Origin of the sequence: Rhodovarius lipocyclicus, assembly GCF_009900765.1 — a bacterium.
Lineage (GTDB): Bacteria > Pseudomonadota > Alphaproteobacteria > Acetobacterales > Acetobacteraceae > Rhodovarius > Rhodovarius lipocyclicus.
Genome location: NZ_JAAABL010000001.1, coordinates 1 through 17,860 on the forward strand (window position 1 = coordinate 1; position 17,860 = coordinate 17,860).

Sequence of the window (17,860 nt, forward strand, 5' to 3'; positions counted from 1 at the left end):
AGACGGCCATGTTGGCGCTGGCGCCGGAATGGGCCTGGACGTTGGCGAACTGGGCGCCGAACAGCTCCTTCGCGCGCTCGATGGCCAGGGCCTCGGCCACGTCCACATATTCGCAGCCGCCATAGTAACGGCGGCCGGGATAGCCCTCGGCGTACTTGTTGGTCAGCACCGAGCCCTGGGCCTCCAGCACGGCGCGGGAGACGATGTTCTCGGACGCGATCAGCTCGATGCCGTCCTGCTGGCGCAGCAGCTCATGGCCGATCGCGGCGGCGATGGCGGGGTCGGATTCGGCCAGGCCCGCCTGGAAGAAACGCGCGGGGACGAAGCGTTGGGTGGATTCGTTCATGCCACGGGCCTTTCGATCTTCGCGAGGCGCCGGTCATGCCGGCCGCCTTCATAAGGAGTGCTGAGGAAAACGTTCAATGCGTCCAGCGCCACTTCCACCCCGATGGTCCTGCCACCGAAGCAGGCGATGTTGGCGTTGTTGTGGGCACGGGTCAGGCGCGCTTCCGTGGTGTTGTGCAGCACGGTGGCGCGGATGCCGGGATTGCGGTTGGCCGCGATCTGCATGCCGATGCCGGTGCCGCAGACCAGCACGCCGAAATCGGCCTCTCCGGCCGTGACGGCCGCCGAAACCGGCGCCGCGAAATCAGGGTAGTCCACGCTGGCGGTACCGTCGGTACCGAAATCCCTCACTGTATGGCCCGCGGCCTTCAGCGCCGCGACCAGATGGGATTTCAGATCGACGCCGCCATGATCGGCGCCGATGGCGATGCTCAGGACTTTCATGGGCGGCGCATAGCACGGTTGTTCACCCCGCAAAACCGCACATCGCCCAAGGCTTGGGCAAGGCAGGGCGGCGCTGGCTGCATCGGCGGGTCATTTCGGTTGCAGGGGCCGGATGGCCTCGCATACTGTCTACAATATGGACCAGCAAAGGTCCGGGGCAGCGGCCGGGGCCGCCAAGGGAAGGCTGAGTATGCAGGTGGGGGGCGTGACGGGCGTTTTGCGCCCGCAATCCGCTGATTCAGCGCGACAGCGCGTTCGCGCCGGCGCGGCGCACATGCGCCTCCGCCAGCTCGGCCGCGCGGGCTTCCTCGCCCGCCAGCACGGCCTCCAGAATGGCCGCGTGCTCGCGCCAGGTGGCGCGGCTGGCCTCCTCGCCCTCGGCGGTGAAGACGCTGGCGGTGCGCTTGCGCAGCCCGTCCATCATCTCCCGCAGGGTGCGGTTGCCGCCGGCCTCGGCCAGCGTGTCATGGAATCGGGCATTCAGTTCCAGCAGCCGCTCCGGGCTCGCATGGCCGGCCGAGCCCTCACGCAGGATGGCCTCGGCGCGCTTCAGCACCTCCGGGCGCCGGTACCGGGCCGCGAGGCGGGCGTTGTAGCCCTCCAGCAGGGCCCGCACCTCGACGAATTCCCGCGCCTCATCGGGGCTGATGCCAGCCACCATGGCGCCGCGCCGGGCATTCACCTCCACGAGTCCCTCGGAGGCCAGCGCGCGGATCGCCTCGCGCACCGGGCTGCGCGACACGCCGTAGCGCTTCGCCAGCTCCTCCTCCACGAGCCTTTCGCCCGGGCGCAGCGCGCCCGAGGTGATTTCCTGCTGCAGCGCCTGCCGCACCATCTCGCCCAAGGGCAGATGCGCGGCGCCGAGAGGCATGGGGTTGCGGCTGTCTTGCGTCACGCGTGGCTTCCTAGACCCAAGTGCGACCACGCGCCAGCGCGTCCCTGTCATACCAATGGACTGAAAACATGAAGACTGCCCTGAAGCTCGAACTCGCCGAGGCGCGGGTGATGATCGACGCCGCCCTGAAGAAGGCCGCCGAGCTGAACGTGCCCGAGACCTGCTGCGTGACCGATGAGGGCGGCTTCCCCCTGATCCTGGAGCGCATGGACGGCGCGCGCGTGACCGGTCCGCAGATCGCCTGGAACAAGGCCTTCACCGCCGCCGGCCACAAACGTTCGACCCACCTGTTCAACGCGCCCCCCAACGGCCCCGCCCTGCCGGGCAATGAGGCCTTCGGCATTCAATGGAGCTTCGAGGGCAAGTTCGCCGTCTTCGTTGGCGGCTATCCCATCGTGGTGGATGGCGAGGTGGTGGGCGGCGTCGGCCTGTCCGGCGGCAATGGCGAGCAGGATACGGCCTGCGGCGTCGCCGCCTTGCAGGCCCTGGCCGATCTGCTGGCGCCCACCGGCCGCACGGTGCTCGTCGCCGCCGACATCAAGAAATAGCCCTGAATTTCCAACGGAAAGACCAAGCAGCATGAGCCAGGCCGTTTCCATCGGCGCCGCCCACTGGATGTACCTGTTGGGCGTCGCGGCCATCATCGTCACCATGATCTTCCGCGCCAATGTGGTCGTGCCTTCCATCCTCGCCACCTTCCTGGTGGGCTTGGCCTGGACCGGCAGCGGCATCGGCGCGGTGGGCAGCGTGTTCAACGCCAGCTTCGTGGCCGCGAAGGAGCTGTTCAACATCTTCCTGGTCATCGCCCTGATGACCGCCCTGCTGAACTCCCTGAAAGTGCTGGAGGCCGATATCCTGATGGTGCGGCCCTTCCGCGCCGTGATGAAGGGCGGGCGCAGCGGCTTCCTGGTGCTGGCGCTGGTCACCTATCTGATCTCGCTGTTCTTCTGGCCGACGCCCGCCATTCCGCTGGTCTCGGCGGTGCTCCTGCCGGCCGCGATCGCGGCGGGGCTGCCGCCGCTGGCCTCGGCGGCGGTCATCGCCATCGCGGGCCAGGGCATGGCGCTGTCCTCGGATTACGTGATCGGCGTCGCACCCGGCATCAGCGCCCGCGCGGCGGGGGCAGCGGTGCAGGCCGCGACCGTGGCCGACCGCGCTATGGTGCTGTCGCTCATCACCGGCCTCATCGCGCTGGGGCTGACCTTCTGGAAGGTCCGCGGCACCATCCTGCCGCCTTCCTCCCTGCATCTGGTCCGCTGGCAGGCCCGCACATCCAATGAGGCGGAGCTGCATGAGATCGAGGAGCAGGGCAGCTTCGACAAGGCGGAGCTGGCGCGCGGCACCCTGCATGAGGAGCCGGAGCACGCCAAGGTCGGCAGCGCGGGCCGGCTGTTCGCGGTGCTGACGCCCATCGTGTTCGGCATCGTGGTGGCGCTGATGGTGCTGCCGCGCCTTGGCCTGCCGCTGCCCACCCTGCGCGGCGGGGATGCGGCGGCGCTGATCGGCGGTGCCGCCGCCCTGCTGATGCTGGGGGCAACGCTGGCGAAATGCGGTCCGCGCCAGATGCTGGAGACCTCGGCCGACCATGTGACGGACGGCTTCGTCTTCGCCTTCCGCGCCATGGGCAGCGTGCTGCCGATCGCGGGCTTCTTCTTCCTGGGCGCGGGCGAGACGGCGGCGGCGGTGTTCGGCGGCAGCGCCGCCAGCACCCCTTCCCTGCTGTTCGACCTGGTGCGCGCCGCCGAGGCCTGGATTCCGCACAACCATATCCTGGTGGGCTTCGGTGTGCTGATCGTTGGCATGGTGACGGGCATCGACGGTTCCGGCTTCTCGGGCCTGCCGCTGACGGGTGCGCTGTCTGGCGCGCTGGGCCCCCAGGTGGGGCTGGACCCCGCCAGCCTGGCCGCCATCGGGCAGATGGGCGCGGTCTGGACCGGCGGCGGCACGCTGATCGCCTGGTCCTCGCTGATCGCGGTCGCGGGCTTCGCCCGGGTGCCGGTGCTGAAGTTGGTGCAGCTGATGATGGTGCCGGTGCTGGTGGGGTTGGCCGTGTCCACCACGTTGGGCGTGCTGCTCTGGTAGCCGTGGGGCGGGAGGGGCATCGCCCCCTCCCCTTCGCCACAAACGCAAAAAGCGCCGCGCGGGATGCCCGCGCGGCGCTGATGCTTTTGGAAAGCCCGGGCTGTTAGGCCGCGACGGCTTCCTTCTTCGCCTTGGCGCGCAGGATGCGGCGCTTCAGGGACTGCGCTTCCTCCGGCAGGCGGCGGTTCGGCGTGCCCAGCAGGAAGGAGTCCAGGCCACCATTGTGCTCAATGGTGCGGATGCCGTTCGTCGTCAGACGGATCTGGATCGAGGTGCCCAGAACGTCCGAGAAGAAGGAGCTTTCCTGCAGGTTCGGCAGGTAGCGGCGGCGGGACTTGTTGTTCGCGTGGCTGACGTTGTTACCCGTCAGAACGCCCTTGCCGGTGATGCTGCAGCGGCGAGCCATGATCTTAACCCCAAAACGACAGCGCCCAGCCGAACGGCTCCGCGCAAGTGAAATGCAAGAGCCGCGCTTTTGGCCCACCCCAGGGGCAAGGTCAAGTCACGGAATGTGCCTCAGCCCCCCGCGAATCCGCGATTCCGCCCCTTAAATATTGGCCGCGGGCGGCATGGCGGGATCTTCCTTCATCGCCAGCACCTTATCGACGCGCCGCGCGTCCATATCCAGCACCTCGAATCGCCAGCCGCCCCAGACGATCCGGTCGCCTTCGCGCGGAACCCGGCCCAGCAGCGCCAGCATCAGCCCGCCCACCGTATGATAGACGCCGGCATGCGGCAGCTCCGGCAGGTCCAGCCGGGCGCGCAGCTCGTCGCTGGCCATCATGCCATCCAGCAGCAGGGAGCCATCGCTGCGGGTGGCCACCCCGGGCTTGGGGCTCTCGGGGGCCGGGCCCAGCTCACCCACGATGGCCTCCAGCACGTCAGAGGCCGTGACCACGCCCTCGAAGCTGCCATATTCGTCCAGCACCAGCGCCAACCCGATCACATCGGCGCGCAGGCGCTCCATGGCATCCAGCGCGGTCAGGCTGTCGGGCAGGACCATGGGCTGGCGCAGCAGCGGGCCCAGCGCCAGGGGCGCGCCCTCCAGCATCTGGTCCAGCAGATCCTTCACCATCACCACGCCCTGCACCTGGTCCACCGCGCCATCGGCCACCACGAAGCGCGTCACGCCGTGCGCGCGCAGGGCGGCGGCGATATCGGCGGGGGCGGCGTTGCGGTCGATCCAGGCGACCTCCGTGCGCGGCGTCATCAACGCGCGCACCGGCTTGTCGGCGAGGCGCAGCACGCGCTCGATCATGTGCCGCTCCTCGACCACCAGGGCGCCGGCCTCGGCGCCCTCGGCGACCATGGCCTTCACCTCTTCTTCCGTGACGCCCTGGTCCACCGACTTGTCCAGCCGCAGCAGCTTCAGCATGGCCCGGGTCAGAGAGGACAGCACCCAGACCAGCGGCGTGCTGGCGCGCGACAGCCAGGCCATGGGGCGGGCGATCAGCACCGCGATGCGCTCCGGCTCCCGCAGGGCCAGGCGCTTGGGCACCAGCTCGCCCAGCACGATGTTCAGGATGGTGATGACCAGCACCACCAGGGCGAAGGCCACTTCCTCGGCGAAGGGGCGCAGGAAGGCGAAGCCGCTCAGGGCCCGACCCAGGGGTTCGGCCAGGGCCGCGCCCGAGAACATGCCCGAGATGATGCCCACCATGGTGATGCCCACCTGCACGGTGGGCAGGAAGCGCTCCGGGTCCTCCTGCAAGGCCAGGGCCGCGGCCGCACCCGGGCTGCCGCGCTTCTCGATGGCCTGCAACCTGATGCGGCGTGAGGAGACGATGGCCAATTCGCTCATCGCGAAAACACCGTTCAGCGCGACCAGGAAAAGGACGATGCCGATCTCGAAGCTCATGCCCATAGGGCTGTTGTAGGGGTGTGCGGGGGCGAATGGCACCCCCTTTGGCCACGCCGCCAAGCCGTTAAGGATTTTTTGACTTGTATCACTTTTTGAGACGATCTAAGAATCGGCCACGCCATTAAGAATCAGGTAAGCAAAGGAGCCCGCCATGCCCGACCAGACGCCCCCGGCCCCCATCCCCTTCCCCCGCCGCCCGGAAGACCGCCTGCGCGTGGCGCTGCGGGAATTGGAAGTGGCGCTGGAGGAACAGGCCCTCGCCTTCCAGGAATTCCGCGCCAACATGGCGGTGCTGGGCACGGCGGTGCATGGTTTGCAGAACAGCCTGCAAAGCTACAGCGGCTCGCTCGACAATCTGGCGCTGGATGTTCAGGACGCGCATGAGACGGCGATCGAGGTGATGCGCAATTGCGACCGGACCCAGCATTGAATCTGTCGCATTTCGCATAAACGACACAGAAATCTTTGCTTCCACTACGCGCAAGGGACATTCCGTTGCGCGACCGCCTCAGCTAGGGTTGTGACATGCATCGCATCCTGCCCCTGCTGTTGATCCTGCCGGCCCTCGCGGGCTGCTCCCGTGTCTCCTCCATCCTGCCCGGCGGTTCCTCCGGGCAGCGTGGCTATGATCTGCAGGAGCTGACGGTCAGCTCCCCGATCTTCGGGGAGATCATCCGCGCGGCGGCGGTCTGCCAGATGCCCGTCTCCCTGACCGCGCAGGACCGCGCGGCGCGGATCGAGGCCGCGGCCCTGCTCGCCTTCGCCCGCCAGGGCGGGGACGCGGCGCGGAACCAGTACCTGGCCTCCGTGCAGCCGCCCAATTTCGACCCTGCGCGCCGTGGGCAGGACCGCTCCCAGTATTGCGGCCAGAAGCGGCTGGATATCGAGCGCGCCGACACCTTCCTGAACGGTGCCGAAGGCCAGTCCCTGGCCGAGCGGGCGGACAATGCCCGCCGGGCGCTCGGCCAGTGAGGCTCAGTCGGCCTCCACGGCCCGCACCGGCGCCGGCTTCCTCGCCCCCAGCCGCGCCAGCCAGCGCGCCGTGACGTAGAAGACCGGCGTGAACAGCAGGCCGAACACCGTCACCCCCAGCATGCCCCAGAACACGGCGGTACCCAGGCTCTGGCGCATTTCGGCGCCGGCGCCGGTGGCCACCGTCAGCGGCAGCACGCCCAGGATAAAGGCCAGGCTGGTCATCAGGATCGGCCGCAGACGGGTGCGGGCGGCGGCGATGGCGGCTTCCGTGCGGCTCATCCCCTCGGCCTCGGCGGCGCGGGCGAACTCCACGATCAGAATGGCGTTCTTGGCCGCCAGCCCCACCAGCACCACCAGCCCGACCTGGACCAGGATGTTGTTGTCCAACCCCGCGTAGCGCACGCCCCACAGCGCGGCCAGCACGGACATCGGCGCGATCAGCACCACCGCCAGCGGCAGCAGCCAGCTTTCATACATCGCCGCCAGCAGCAGGAAGACGAAGACGACCGCGAGACCGAAGGCGATGGGCGCGGTGTTGCCCTGCGTCGTCTCCTGCAAGGCCAGTTCCGTCCACTCATAGCCCCAGCCATCGGTCAGCACCTCGCTCAGCACCGCCTGCATCGCCGCGATGGCCTGGCCGGTGGAAACGCCCGGCAGCGCCGCCCCCTGCACCTCGGCGGCGGGGAACAGGTTGTAGCGCGGCACGCGATAGGGGCCCGCGGATTCGCGGAAGGTCGCCAGCGTGCCGATCGGCACCATGCCCCCCTCGTCGGAGCGCGTGCGCAGCCGCGCGATATCGTCCAGCGTGGCGCGGTGGCTCATGTCGGCCTGCGCCGTCACGCGCCAGGTGCGGCCCAGCAGGTTGAAATCGTTCACGAAGGCCGAGCCCAGATAGACGCTCAACGCCTCATGCACGCGGGAGACGGGGACGCCCAGCATCTCCGCCCGGCTGCGGTCGATATCGGCGCGGATCTGGGGCGTCGCGGTGTTGAACAGGCTGAAGGCGAAGGCGATGCCCGGCGTGCCGTTGGCCCGGCCCAGCACCTGCCCCACCATCTGCTCCAGCGCCTGGGAGGTCTGCCCCGCGCGGGCCTGGATCATCAGCTTGAAGCCGCCGCCCGTGCCGATGCCCGGCACCGGCGGGGGCGGAATGACCAGCACATTGGCGTCGCGCTCGGTCGACAGGCGCGCCTGAAGGTCGCCCAGGATGGCGAACATGCTGCGGCCGGTGGCGATGCGCTCCTCGAAGGGCTGCAACCCCGCGAAGATCACGCCCGTGTTGGGCGCGTTGGTGAAGGTGGCGCCGTCGAAGCCCGCGAAGGCGATGGCATCGCGCACGCCCGGGGTGTTGCGGATGGTCTCCGAGGCGCGGCGGATCACGGCGTCGGTACGCGACAGGCTCGCACCCGGCGGCAGCTGGAAGGCCACGATCAGATAGCCACGGTCCAGCGGCGGGATCAGCCCGGTGGGGGTGGCGGTCACCACCTGGCCGGTGGCCGCCAGCAGCCCGGCATAGAGCACCAGCATCAGCACGCCCAGCCGCAGCAGCCGCCGCGTCAGCGCGCCGTAACCCAGCGACAGCTTGTCGAACAGCCAGTTGAAGCCGTGGAAGAAGACGCCGATGGGCCGGAACAGGATGAAGCCCTTGCCGTGATGCGGCGCATGCGGGCGCAGCAGCAGCGCGGCCAAGGCCGGGGACAGCGTGAGCGACACCAGCGCCGACAGCAGCGTGGCGACCGCGATGGTGACCGCGAACTGCCGGTAGAAGGCGCCCGACAGCCCCGCGATCATCGCCGTCGGCACGAACACCGCGACCAGCACCAGGGCGATGGCGATCAGCGCGAAGCCCACCTCGTCCATCGTGCGGCGCGCGGCCTCCTTGGGCGACAGGCCGGCGGCCATGTGGCGTTCCACGTTCTCCACCACCACGATGGCGTCATCCACCACGATGCCGATGGCCAGGATCAGGCCAAACATGGTCAGCGTGTTCAAGGTGAAGCCCAGCGCCAGCAGCAGCGCGAAGGTGCCGATGATGGAGACCGGGATCGCCAGCAGCGGAATGATCGCGGCCCGCCAGCTTTGCAGGAACAGGATCACGACCAGCACCACCAGCACCACGGCCTCGATGAAGGTGTGGCCCACCGCATCCATGGACTGGGCGATGAAGCGCGTGGGGTCGTAGATGATCTCGTAGCTGATGCCGGGCGGGAAATGCCGCGCGGCTTCCTCCATGGTGGCGCGCACGCCGGCCGCCGTATCCAGCGCGTTGGAGCCGGGGCGCTGAAACAGCACGATGGCCGTCGCGGTCGCGTTGTTCAGCAGCGCGTTCACCGAGTAGTCGGCCGCGCCGATCTCCGTGCGCGCCACGTCGCGCAGGCGCACCGGTGCGCCATCCGTGCCGGTGGCGATGATCTGCTCGTCGAACTGCTCGGGCGTGGTCAGGCGGCCCAGGGCGCGGACCGACAGCTCGAAGGCCCCGGCCTCCGGCAGGCGGGGCGCCTGGCCCACGGCGCCGGCGGCCACCTGCACATTGGCGCGGCGCAGGGCGTCCACCACCTCGCCGGCCGTCAGGCCGCGGGCGGCCACACGGTCGGGATCCAGCCAGACGCGCATGGCATAGTCGCGCCCGCCGAACACCTGCACATCGCCGATGCCCTCCAGCCGGGCGATGCGGTCCTTGATGTTCAGCGTGGCGTAGTTGGAGACATATTCCTCCGCCCGCGAGCCATCGGGCGACAGCATGTGCACCACCATCAGCAGGTCGGGGCTGGCCTTGCGCACGGTGATGCCCAGGCGCCGGACTTCCTCCGGCAGGCGGGGCTCGGCCACCGCCACGCGGTTCTGCACCAGCACCTGGGCCTGGTCCACGTTCACGCCCTGGCGGAACACCACGCTGATGGTGACCCGCCCGTCGCCGGTGGATTGGGAGGAGAGGTAGAGCATGCCATCCACCCCGTTCACCTCCTGCTCGATGGGCCCGGCGACCGTCTCGGCCACCGTATCGGCCGAGGCACCGGGGTAGTTCGCCGTGATCTGCACCGTGGGGGGCGCGATGTCGGGGTATTCGGCGATGGGCAGGCGGAAGGCCGCGATCGCGCCGATCAGCGTGATCGCGATGGAAATGACGGCCGCGAAAACGGGCCTGTCGATGAAGAAGCGTGCGAGCTTCATGGCCCGTTCTCCGGTTGGATCAGCGAGACGCGATGGGGGATGGGCCGATGCGGCCCGGTTCGGCCGTCACGCGCCCACCCGGGCGGGCGCGGTGCAGGCCGGAGATGATGACGCGCTCATCGGCCGCGAGGCCGGACTGCACCACGCGCAGCCCATCCACCAGCGGCCCCAGCCGCACGGGGCGGGCGGCGACGGTGCCGTCGGCCTGCACCGTCAGCACCACGCGCCCGGCCTGGTCGGCCAGCACCGCGGCATCGGGCACCAGCAAAGCGGGCGCGCCGCCCGAGGTGACGCGCAGCCGGGCGAAGGCCCCCGGCGTCAGGAACAGGTCGGGGTTCGGGAACACCGCCCGGGCACGGATGGTGCCGGAGCGCGCGTCGAAGGCGCTGTCGGTGAAATCCACCACGCCCTGGCGACCAAACTCCGCCTCATCCAGCAGGCGCAGGTTGGCGGCCAGCTGGCCGTCCCTGCCCTGCCCCCGGCGGGCCAGACGCAGTTGCTCCGCCTCGCTCATGTCGAAGGAGAGATAGACGGGGTCGAGCGCCAGCAGGGTGGTCAGCAGCGTGTCGCCCTCCCGCACCAGATTGCCGGCATCCACCCGGCGGTCCGAGACGCGGCCCGCGCGGGGGGCGCGGATCTCGGTCCATTCCAGGGAGAGTTCGGCCTGATGCAGGGCCGCGCGGGCGGCGGCGAGGCCGGCCTCGGCCTCGTGCCGCGCGCTGCGGCGGGTGTCGAGTTCGGCTTCCGGCGCGTAGCGCTCCCGCACCAGCGGCACGGAACGCGCCAGCTGCTGGCCCGCGAGGGTGAGGCGCGCCTCGGCACGGCCAAGCTCGGCCCGCGCCTGCTCCACCGCGATGCGGAAGGGGCGCGGGTCGATGGTGAACAGCAGGTCGCCGGGGCGCACCAGCGCGCCGTCGGTGAAATGCACCTGCGCCACCTGCCCCGACACGCGCGGGCGGATCTCCACCCGGGCGGAGGGCAGGATGCGGGCGGTGTGCTCCGTGCTTTCCGGCACGTCGCGCGCCAGGGGCGTGGCAACGGTCACGGGCGGCGGGGTGGCGGGGCTCTGGGCCCTGGCGGGGCCAGCCAGCAGGGCGGCGGCCAGGACGGGCGCCGAAATCCCGCCCAGGCGGGACAGCCATTCGGGCCAGAAACCTTCTAAAGGCTTGCGATTCGCGGTCGGCATCTCTATCTCCCGGACAGGATGTGACCGGTCGGTCACAGGCCGTCACTTAGAGTGACCGGTCAGTAACATCAAGAGGGTTTTTTGCGGGCGCGAAGCGTTTTATCGTCCCCTGCATGTGAGAAGGAGCCAGCCATGTCCGCCTCGGTCGAACCGGAAGCCAAGGAAAGCCGGGAGAAACGCCCCCGCGCCGCCCAACGCATCCAGGAGGCGGCGAAGGAGCTGTTTTATCGCCACGGCATCCGCGCCACGGGCATCGAGGAAGTCTGCCGCGTGGCGGACGCCACCAAGATGAGCCTGTACCGCGCCTTTCCCAGCAAGGACGCCCTGGTGGCCGCCATCCTGGAGGAAGACGGCCAGGAGATGGAATGCCTCATGGATGGCGTGTGCCAGTGCAGCGCCACCCCGCGGGAGAAGCTGAACCGGCTGGTGGAGGTGATGTGCGAGATGATCGCCCAGCCCGGCCAGCGCGGCTGCCCGCTGCTGCTGGCGCAATCCGAATTTCCCGACTCCGACCACCCCACCCACCGCATCGTGGCCGAGGTGAAGGCCCGCAAGCGCGCGAAGATGGTGCAGATGGCCCAGGACGCGGACGCGAAGGACCCCGCCGCCTTCGCCGACGCGATGGGCATCATGATGGAAGGTTCGTGGTTCACCCTGCCCTTCATGGGCGTGGAGCGCACCACCAAGGCTTTCCGCCTGGCGACCTCAGCCCTGTTCCGGGATCAGTTGCCGGCCTGAAGCTCCTCCAGCTCCTGCCGCATCTCGGGCGGCAAGTCGGCCAGGACACGTTCGGTCGGGCCATCATCCACGATGCGCCCGGCCTCCAGCCGGATCACCCGGTTGCACAGCCGCCGCACCACCCGCATGGAATGGGTGGCGATGACCAGGATCTTGGCGCTCGCCACCATCTCCTGCAGCCGGGCCTCGGCCTGGGCCATGAAGCTGGCGTCGGCGGTGAAGAACCACTCATCCATCAGCAATATGTCGGGGCGGGAGGCCGTGGCCATGGCGAAGGCCAGCCGCAGCTGCATGCCCGAGGAATAGTTCCGCACCGGCAGTTCCAGGAACTCGCCCAGCCCCGAGAAGCTGCCCACCGCCTGCGCCAGTTGCTCGGCCTGGGCCTCGTTCAGCCCGCTGTACCAGGCGCGCAGGCGGATGTTCTCGCGGCCCGTGGCCCAGCTATCCATGCCGGCGCCGGGGTCGATCAGGCTGCCGACCGTGCCCTGCACGGAGATCCGCCCGCCCACGGGGTCGTAAATTCCGGCCAGCGTCCGCAGCAGGGTGGATTTGCCCGCGCCGTTGCGCCCGATCAGCGCCACGCGCTCACCGCTGCCGATGCGGAAGGTCAGGTCCCGCAGGGCGGAGACGACGACCCGGCTTTCGGAATCCTCACGGATACGGCGCAGCGCCTGGGCCATCAGCCGCTTCTTCAGGCTGCGCGCGCCCAGATGGTACAGGGGGAATTCGATGGTCAAGGCGTCGGCGATGATCTCGGCCATGCGTTACACCCAGAACGCGATGCGCCCGCGCCAGCGGACGAAGATGGTGAAGGCGAGCCCGGCCAGGATCGCCGTATAGGTCAGCGCCGCCGCCCAGATCAGCAGGCTGGGCGCCTGGCCCAGCAGCGGGCCGCGCACCGTCTCGATCATCGCGTGCACGGGGTTCAGCGCCAGAAAGCCCACACGGTCGCCCAGCAGCTCCGGCTTCCAGATGATGGGCGTGACGAAGAACAGCAATTGCATGCCGGATTGCATGATCGGGCCCATGTCCCTGAACCGGGCGGCCACCATGCCCAGCAGCATGCACACCGAAACCCCGTTTACCAGGAACAGGAACAGCCCCGGCACCGCGCCGGCCAACCCCCAGCCGGGCCAGCGCCCGCACAGCAGGAACACCAGCGGCACCAGCGGCAGCACATGCGCCGCCGCCAGCGCGTGCCGCAGCACGCAGCGCAGCACATGCACGCTGTAGGGCTGGGGCATCTGGCGGATGACGTCCTCGCGGTCCGTCAGGCACTGGGTGCCATCGTTCACCAGGCCCGAGATCAGGTTCCACAGCGTCAGGCTGGTGGCGAGGAAAGGCAGGTAATCCGCCACATCCAGCCGGAACAGCCGGGCATAGAGGAAGCCCAGCGCCCCCAGCATGATGGCGGTGGACAGGGTGATCCAGAACGGCCCCAGCACGCTGCCCCGGTAGCGGTTGCGCAGATCGAGCTGCGCCAGCGCCAGCGGCAGCCGCCAGCGGGAGAACCCGAGCGACAGGTCCTCCAGCGCGCGGGCTAGGTGGCGGGGATGGGCGGCATCCCGGACCGCGGGCGCCTGATGGGATGTGAGCATGCAAGCATGGCTTTAGCGATCAATGCTGCATTGCGCCACATCATCCAATTTAACGAAATGTGATGAAAATCGCGTCAGGCCTCTCGGATTTTCAGGCGCGGACTCTCGGGCACGGCCTGGCCGGCGTCGGTGAACGCCTTGTGCAGCGCCGCCATGTTGGGCGCGAAGATGCCCGCCCGGTTTTCCACGCACCAGTCCCGGCTGCGCTGCGGCATGGTCAGGCTGCCCTGGAAGCGCGGCATCACCCAGCGGGCGAACAGCTCGAAGCTGCGCCAGGTGGCTTCGCGGTCCGCCCATTCATGGGCGCGGAACAGCACCGCCCCCGCGCCGCCCTCGGTGAAGGAGAGCAGGCGCTCGATCCCCTGGGCCACGGTGTCGGGTGAGCCCACCAGCGTGGTACCGGCGCGCAGCCCGTCGCCCAGCGGGTCCTCGCTGCGCGTCGGCGGGCGGGCCAGCACCTCGCCGAAATAGCCCTCCGTCTCCATCCGCTCGCCGCGCTTCACGTCCCCGATGGCGCGCTCGTCGCTCTCGGCGCAGTGCATGTTCACCACCAGCCGCCAGTCGGAACGGTCCATGGTCTTGCCGTTCCTGGCGGCTTCCGCCTCGGCCAGGGTCCATTGCTCGGCCAGCTTCTGCGGCCCGCCCGGCAGGCCGGCGCCCAGCGAGAGCATGCCCACCCCATGCTTGGCCGCCGCCAGCACGCCCGAGGGGGTGGTGGAGGTGGCGACCGCGATGGGGAAATGCGGAAAGGAATAGGGGGCCAGGTGCAGCCGCGCATCGCGCAGGGTGAACCATTCGGTTTCCATCGTGACCGGCGCCTCGCAGGCCAGCAGGGCCATGATGGCGGTCAGCGATTCATCCATGCGCTTGCGCTGCGCCTCGGCCGGGATGCCCATCATATAGGCGTCGGAGGCCAGCGCCCCCGGTCCGCACCCCAGCATGGTCCGCCCGCGGGACATGTGGTCCAACTGCACGAAGCGCTGGGCCACCAGCAGCGGGTGGTGATAGGGCAGGCTCGTCACGCCCGTGCCGATGCGGATGTGGCGCGTGCGCTCGATCGCCGCCGCGATGATCAGCTCCGGCGAGGCGATGGTCTCCCACCCCGCCGAATGATGCTCGCCCACCCAGGCCTCGTCATAGCCCAGGCGGTCGAGATGCTCGATCAGCTCGATGTCGCGGTGGATGGCGAGTGTCGGGTTGTCCCCCACCCGGTGGAACGGTGCGAGGAAAATCCCGAAACGCAGCCCGGCATGCGGCATGTCCAACCCTCCCTTTGTGAAGGGAGCGTGGAATGCCGCAGCCCCAGGGTCAAGTTAGAGTCGGACCTTGAGAATGCGCCCGATCTCACCCACCACGCCGCGCCGGAAGGCCAGCACGCACAGCACGAAGATCACGCCCTGGATCACGGTGACCCAGGCCCCGAACTCGGCCAGGTAGTTCTGCATGCTGACGATGATGGCCGCACCCGCCACCGGCCCGAACAGCGTGCCCAGCCCGCCGACGAGGGACATCAGCACCACCTCACCCGACATGGTCCAGAACACGTCCGTCAGGGTGGCGATGCCGAAGACCAGGGATTTCGTGGCCCCCGCCACGCCCGAGAGCGCGGCCGAGATCACGAAGGCCATCAGCTTGTAGTCATCCGTGCGGTAGCCGAGCGAGGTCGCGCGCGGCTCGTTCTCGCGGATCGCGGTCATCACCTGCCCGAAGGGGGAGTTGATGACGCGGTGGATGAACAGGAAGCCGATCACGAACACCGCGGCCACCAGCCAGTACATGGTCATGTCCGAGCGCAGGTCGATCACGCCGAACAGGTTGCCGCGCGGAATGGCCTGGATGCCGTCCTCGCCGCCCGTGAAGGGTGCCTGGACGCAGAAGAAGTAGACCATCTGCGCCATGGCCAGGGTGATCATGGCGAAGTAGATGCCCTGCCGGCGGATCGCCAGGCTGCCGATGACCCAACCCAGCACCATGCCGGCCAAGCCGCCCACGATGATGCAGGCCTCTGGCGTCAGCCCCCAGCTTTTGGCGGCATAGCCCGCCAGATAGCCGCCCATGCCGAAATAGGCCGCATGGCCGAAGCTGAGCAGGCCGACATAGCCGATCAGCAGGTTGAAGGCGCAGGCGAACAGCGCGAAGCACAGCACCTTCATCAGGAAGATGGGATAGAGCACGGAGGGGGCGATCACGATCCCCACCAGCATCAGGCCCAGGGCGATCAGCTGCGGGCGCGTGAAGCCCCACATCTGCTCGTTCTCGGAGGCGATGCCCTCGAAGGCGCCGCCGGAAGCGGGTGCGGCCATGGCTCAGCTCCTCCCGAACAGGCCGGCGGGGCGCGCCAGCAACACGATCGCCATCACGACGAAGATCACGGTGGAGGAAGCTTCGGGGTACCACACCTTGGTCAGCCCTTCGACAATGCCCAGGCCGAAGCCGGTGACGACCGAGCCCAGGATGGAGCCCATGCCGCCGATCACGACCACGGCGAAGACGATGATGATGAGGTTGGAGCCCATCTGCGGGTTCACGGAGTAGATCGGCGCCGCCAGCACGCCCGCGAAGGCGGCCAGCGCCACGCCCGCGCCGTAGGTCAGCGTCATCATGCGCGGCACGTTCACGCCGAAGGCCTGGACCAGCGCCGGGTTCTCGGTCGCGGCGCGCAGATAGCTGCCGATCTTGGTCTTCTCGATGACCAGCCAGGTGGCCAGGCACATCACCACCGCCACCACGACCACCCAGCCGCGATAGACGGGCATGAACATGAAGCCCAGGTCCCAGGCGCCGGTCAGCTCGGGCGGGATGCGGTAGGGCAGGCCCGAACTGCCGAACTCATTGCGCGCCAGCCCCTCGATGATCAGGCCCAGGCCGAAGGTGAGCAGCAGGCCATAGAGGTGATCGAGCTTGTACAATCGCGCGATCATGGTGCGTTCGAGCAATATGCCGAACGCCCCCACGATGACGGGCGCCAGCAACAGCGCCCACCAATAGCCGATCCCCAGCCATTCCAGCAGCATCCAGGCGACGAAGGCGCCCAGCATGAACTGGGCGCCATGGCTGAAGTTGATGACATTGAGCATGCCGAAGATGACCGCCAGCCCCAGCGACAGCAGTGCGTAGAAAGCCCCATTGATGAGGCCGAGCAGCAGCTGCCCGAACAGCAGCGGTGCCGGTATTCCGAATATCTCGTCCATGCCCTTCCCTCAGTCCGTTGTATTTATGAGCGCACCAGCGCGCAGCCGCCCTCGGCCTGGGGGCGGAACGCCTCCTCGGCGGGGGTGGTGGCGGCCAGCTTGTAGTAGTCCCACGGCCCGGTGGACTCGCGGGGTGTCTTCACCTCCCACAGATAGGTGGGATGGATCTTGCGGCCGTCGGCGCGGATGCGGCCCACGCCGAAGGCATCGTCGTCGGTCGGCATCGCCTTCATGCGGGCCACGGCCTCGGTGCCGCTGGCCTTGGCGGCCGCCAGGCCCATATCGGCCACGGCCTTCAGGTAATGCGTGGTGACGGCATAGCACCCGGCCTGGATCTGCATCGGCGGCCAGCCATTGGGCATGCGCGGCCGCACGCGGGTGGTGAAGGCGCGCGTGCGGTCATTGGCGTTCCAGTAGAACGGCTCGGTCAGCACCAGCCCCTGGGCGGTCTCCAGCCCCAGCGCATGCACCTCCGCCATCGACAGCAGCAGCCCCGCGATCTTCATCCGGCTGGTCAGGCCGAATTCGCGCGCCTGCTTGATGGTATTCAGCGTGTCCGTGCCGGCATTGGCCAGGCCCAGCACCTTCGCGCGGGATGCCTGGGCCTGCACCATGAAGGAGGAGAAATCGGTGGTCGCCGGGAACGGATACCGCACGGCCCCCGCCACGCGCCCGCCCGCGGCCTCGACAAAGGCCGCCGTGTCGCGCTGCAGCGCATGGCCGAAGGCATAGTCGGCGGTGATGAAGAACCAGCTGTCGCCACCCGCGCGCGTCAGCGCCCCGCCGGTGGATTTCGCCAGCATGTAGGTGTCGTAGGTCCAGTGGACCGTGTTGGGCGAACAGGCCGGCCCCGTCAGGTCGCTGGTCGCGGCGCCGGAGTTCAGGAAGACCTTGTTCTTCTCCCGCGCGATCTGGTTGATCGCCAGCGCGACGGAGGAGGTGGGCACATCCACGATCGCGTCCACGCCCTGGTCGAACCATTGCCGCGCGATGTTGGAGCCCACATCGGGGCGGTTCTGGTGGTCGGCGCGCAGCACCTCCACCGTCAGGCCGCGGCCCTGGAATTCCGCCACCGCCTGCTCCGTGCAGGCGACGCTGCCGGGCCCCGTGGGGTCGCGGTAGGTGCCGGACATGTCGGTCATCACGCCGATGCGCAGCGTATTGGCCTGCGCGCGCGCCGGCATGGCCGCCAGCGCGGCGGCCCCTGTCAGCAGTGTTCTGCGTTCCGTCAGCATTGTGTTTCCTCCGTTTCCCAGATGCGGGGGTTGTTCCCCCTTATGAGCCGGGTGGCGCGGCCTTCTGTGGGCCGTCATCCACCGGAACCTGGTCCATGTCCTGCCTGCGGCCTTTGTCGGCTTGCGAGCGAAGGCCGCA

Annotated in this window: 17 protein-coding genes and 1 pseudogene; 5 read left to right on the forward strand and 13 right to left on the reverse strand. The window is 68.9% G+C overall.

What is annotated here, in order from left to right; genetic code table 11:
- The 3 genes and pseudogenes from glyA to GT007_RS00015 all read right to left on the reverse strand — a co-directional run.
- Positions 1–346 (reverse strand): annotated as a pseudogene (gene glyA / locus GT007_RS00005) (serine hydroxymethyltransferase); the annotation flags it as partial.
- Entirely contained in the window at positions 343–789 is a 447-nt protein-coding gene (rpiB, locus tag GT007_RS00010) for a ribose 5-phosphate isomerase B (protein WP_160119516.1), read from the reverse strand. The pseudogene glyA and the gene rpiB, both read right to left, overlap by 4 nt.
- Positions 790–1,027: 238 nt before the next feature.
- Entirely contained in the window at positions 1,028–1,684 is a 657-nt protein-coding gene (locus GT007_RS00015; RefSeq protein WP_236571414.1) for a GntR family transcriptional regulator, read from the reverse strand.
- Between the two features lie 68 nt (positions 1,685–1,752).
- On the opposite strand from GT007_RS00015, the gene GT007_RS00020 reads away from it, so the two are divergent.
- Together GT007_RS00020 and GT007_RS00025 are read left to right on the forward strand one after the other, a co-directional pair.
- Positions 1,753–2,232 carry a GlcG/HbpS family heme-binding protein gene (locus tag GT007_RS00020; protein ID WP_160119517.1) on the forward strand — a complete coding sequence of 160 codons (480 nt, stop codon included), beginning with the start codon at positions 1,753–1,755 and terminating at the stop codon, positions 2,230–2,232.
- A gap of 31 nt (positions 2,233–2,263) precedes the next feature.
- Complete coding sequence (locus GT007_RS00025; protein ID WP_160119518.1) at positions 2,264–3,766, forward strand: hypothetical protein; 1,503 nt, start codon at positions 2,264–2,266, stop codon at positions 3,764–3,766.
- A gap of 103 nt (positions 3,767–3,869) precedes the next feature.
- Here GT007_RS00025 and rpmB read toward each other — a convergent pair whose 3' ends face one another.
- Entirely contained in the window at positions 3,870–4,172 is a 303-nt protein-coding gene (gene rpmB / locus GT007_RS00030; RefSeq protein ID WP_160119519.1) for a 50S ribosomal protein L28, read from the reverse strand.
- Between the two features lie 141 nt (positions 4,173–4,313).
- On the reverse strand, positions 4,314–5,624 hold the full coding sequence (locus tag GT007_RS00035) for a hemolysin family protein (RefSeq protein ID WP_160119520.1): 1,311 nt from the start codon (positions 5,622–5,624) through the stop codon (positions 4,314–4,316).
- Between the two features lie 154 nt (positions 5,625–5,778).
- On the opposite strand from GT007_RS00035, the gene GT007_RS00040 reads away from it, so the two are divergent.
- Together GT007_RS00040 and GT007_RS00045 are read left to right on the forward strand one after the other, a co-directional pair.
- Entirely contained in the window at positions 5,779–6,057 is a 279-nt protein-coding gene (locus tag GT007_RS00040) for a hypothetical protein (RefSeq protein ID WP_160119521.1), read from the forward strand.
- Positions 6,058–6,152: 95 nt separating this feature from the next.
- Complete coding sequence (locus tag GT007_RS00045; RefSeq protein WP_160119522.1) at positions 6,153–6,599, forward strand: hypothetical protein; 447 nt, start codon at positions 6,153–6,155, stop codon at positions 6,597–6,599.
- A gap of 3 nt (positions 6,600–6,602) precedes the next feature.
- On the opposite strand, the gene GT007_RS00050 is transcribed toward GT007_RS00045, so the two are convergent.
- Together GT007_RS00050 and GT007_RS00055 are read right to left on the reverse strand one after the other, a co-directional pair.
- Entirely contained in the window at positions 6,603–9,773 is a 3,171-nt protein-coding gene (locus tag GT007_RS00050) for an efflux RND transporter permease subunit (protein WP_160119523.1), read from the reverse strand.
- Positions 9,774–9,792: 19 nt separating this feature from the next.
- Positions 9,793–10,959: an efflux RND transporter periplasmic adaptor subunit gene (locus GT007_RS00055; protein WP_160119524.1), complete on the reverse strand. Its 1,167-nt coding sequence runs from the start codon at positions 10,957–10,959 to the stop codon at positions 9,793–9,795.
- A 132-nt stretch (positions 10,960–11,091) separates the two neighbouring features.
- On the opposite strand from GT007_RS00055, the gene GT007_RS00060 reads away from it, so the two are divergent.
- Complete coding sequence (locus GT007_RS00060; RefSeq protein ID WP_160119525.1) at positions 11,092–11,697, forward strand: TetR/AcrR family transcriptional regulator; 606 nt, start codon at positions 11,092–11,094, stop codon at positions 11,695–11,697.
- Here the strand turns inward: GT007_RS00060 and GT007_RS00065 are convergent.
- The 6 genes from GT007_RS00065 to GT007_RS00090 form a co-directional block, all read right to left on the reverse strand.
- Entirely contained in the window at positions 11,682–12,458 is a 777-nt protein-coding gene (locus GT007_RS00065) for an ABC transporter ATP-binding protein (RefSeq protein WP_160119526.1), read from the reverse strand. The genes GT007_RS00060 and GT007_RS00065 overlap by 16 nt on opposite strands.
- 3 nt (positions 12,459–12,461) lie before the next feature.
- Complete coding sequence (locus GT007_RS00070) at positions 12,462–13,295, reverse strand: ABC transporter permease (protein ID WP_160119527.1); 834 nt, start codon at positions 13,293–13,295, stop codon at positions 12,462–12,464.
- Between the two features lie 74 nt (positions 13,296–13,369).
- The gene (locus GT007_RS00075) at positions 13,370–14,554 is read right to left on the reverse strand and encodes an LLM class flavin-dependent oxidoreductase (protein ID WP_160119528.1); all 1,185 of its coding nucleotides are present in this window, start codon (positions 14,552–14,554) and stop codon (positions 13,370–13,372) included.
- 54 nt (positions 14,555–14,608) lie between these two features.
- Entirely contained in the window at positions 14,609–15,598 is a 990-nt protein-coding gene (locus tag GT007_RS00080; RefSeq protein WP_160119529.1) for a branched-chain amino acid ABC transporter permease, read from the reverse strand.
- A gap of 3 nt (positions 15,599–15,601) precedes the next feature.
- Positions 15,602–16,486, reverse strand: coding sequence for a branched-chain amino acid ABC transporter permease (locus GT007_RS00085; protein ID WP_160119530.1), 885 nt, complete (start codon positions 16,484–16,486; stop codon positions 15,602–15,604).
- A gap of 23 nt (positions 16,487–16,509) precedes the next feature.
- On the reverse strand, positions 16,510–17,721 hold the full coding sequence (locus GT007_RS00090; protein ID WP_160119531.1) for an ABC transporter substrate-binding protein: 1,212 nt from the start codon (positions 17,719–17,721) through the stop codon (positions 16,510–16,512).
- Between the last annotated feature and the right edge of the window lie 139 nt (positions 17,722–17,860).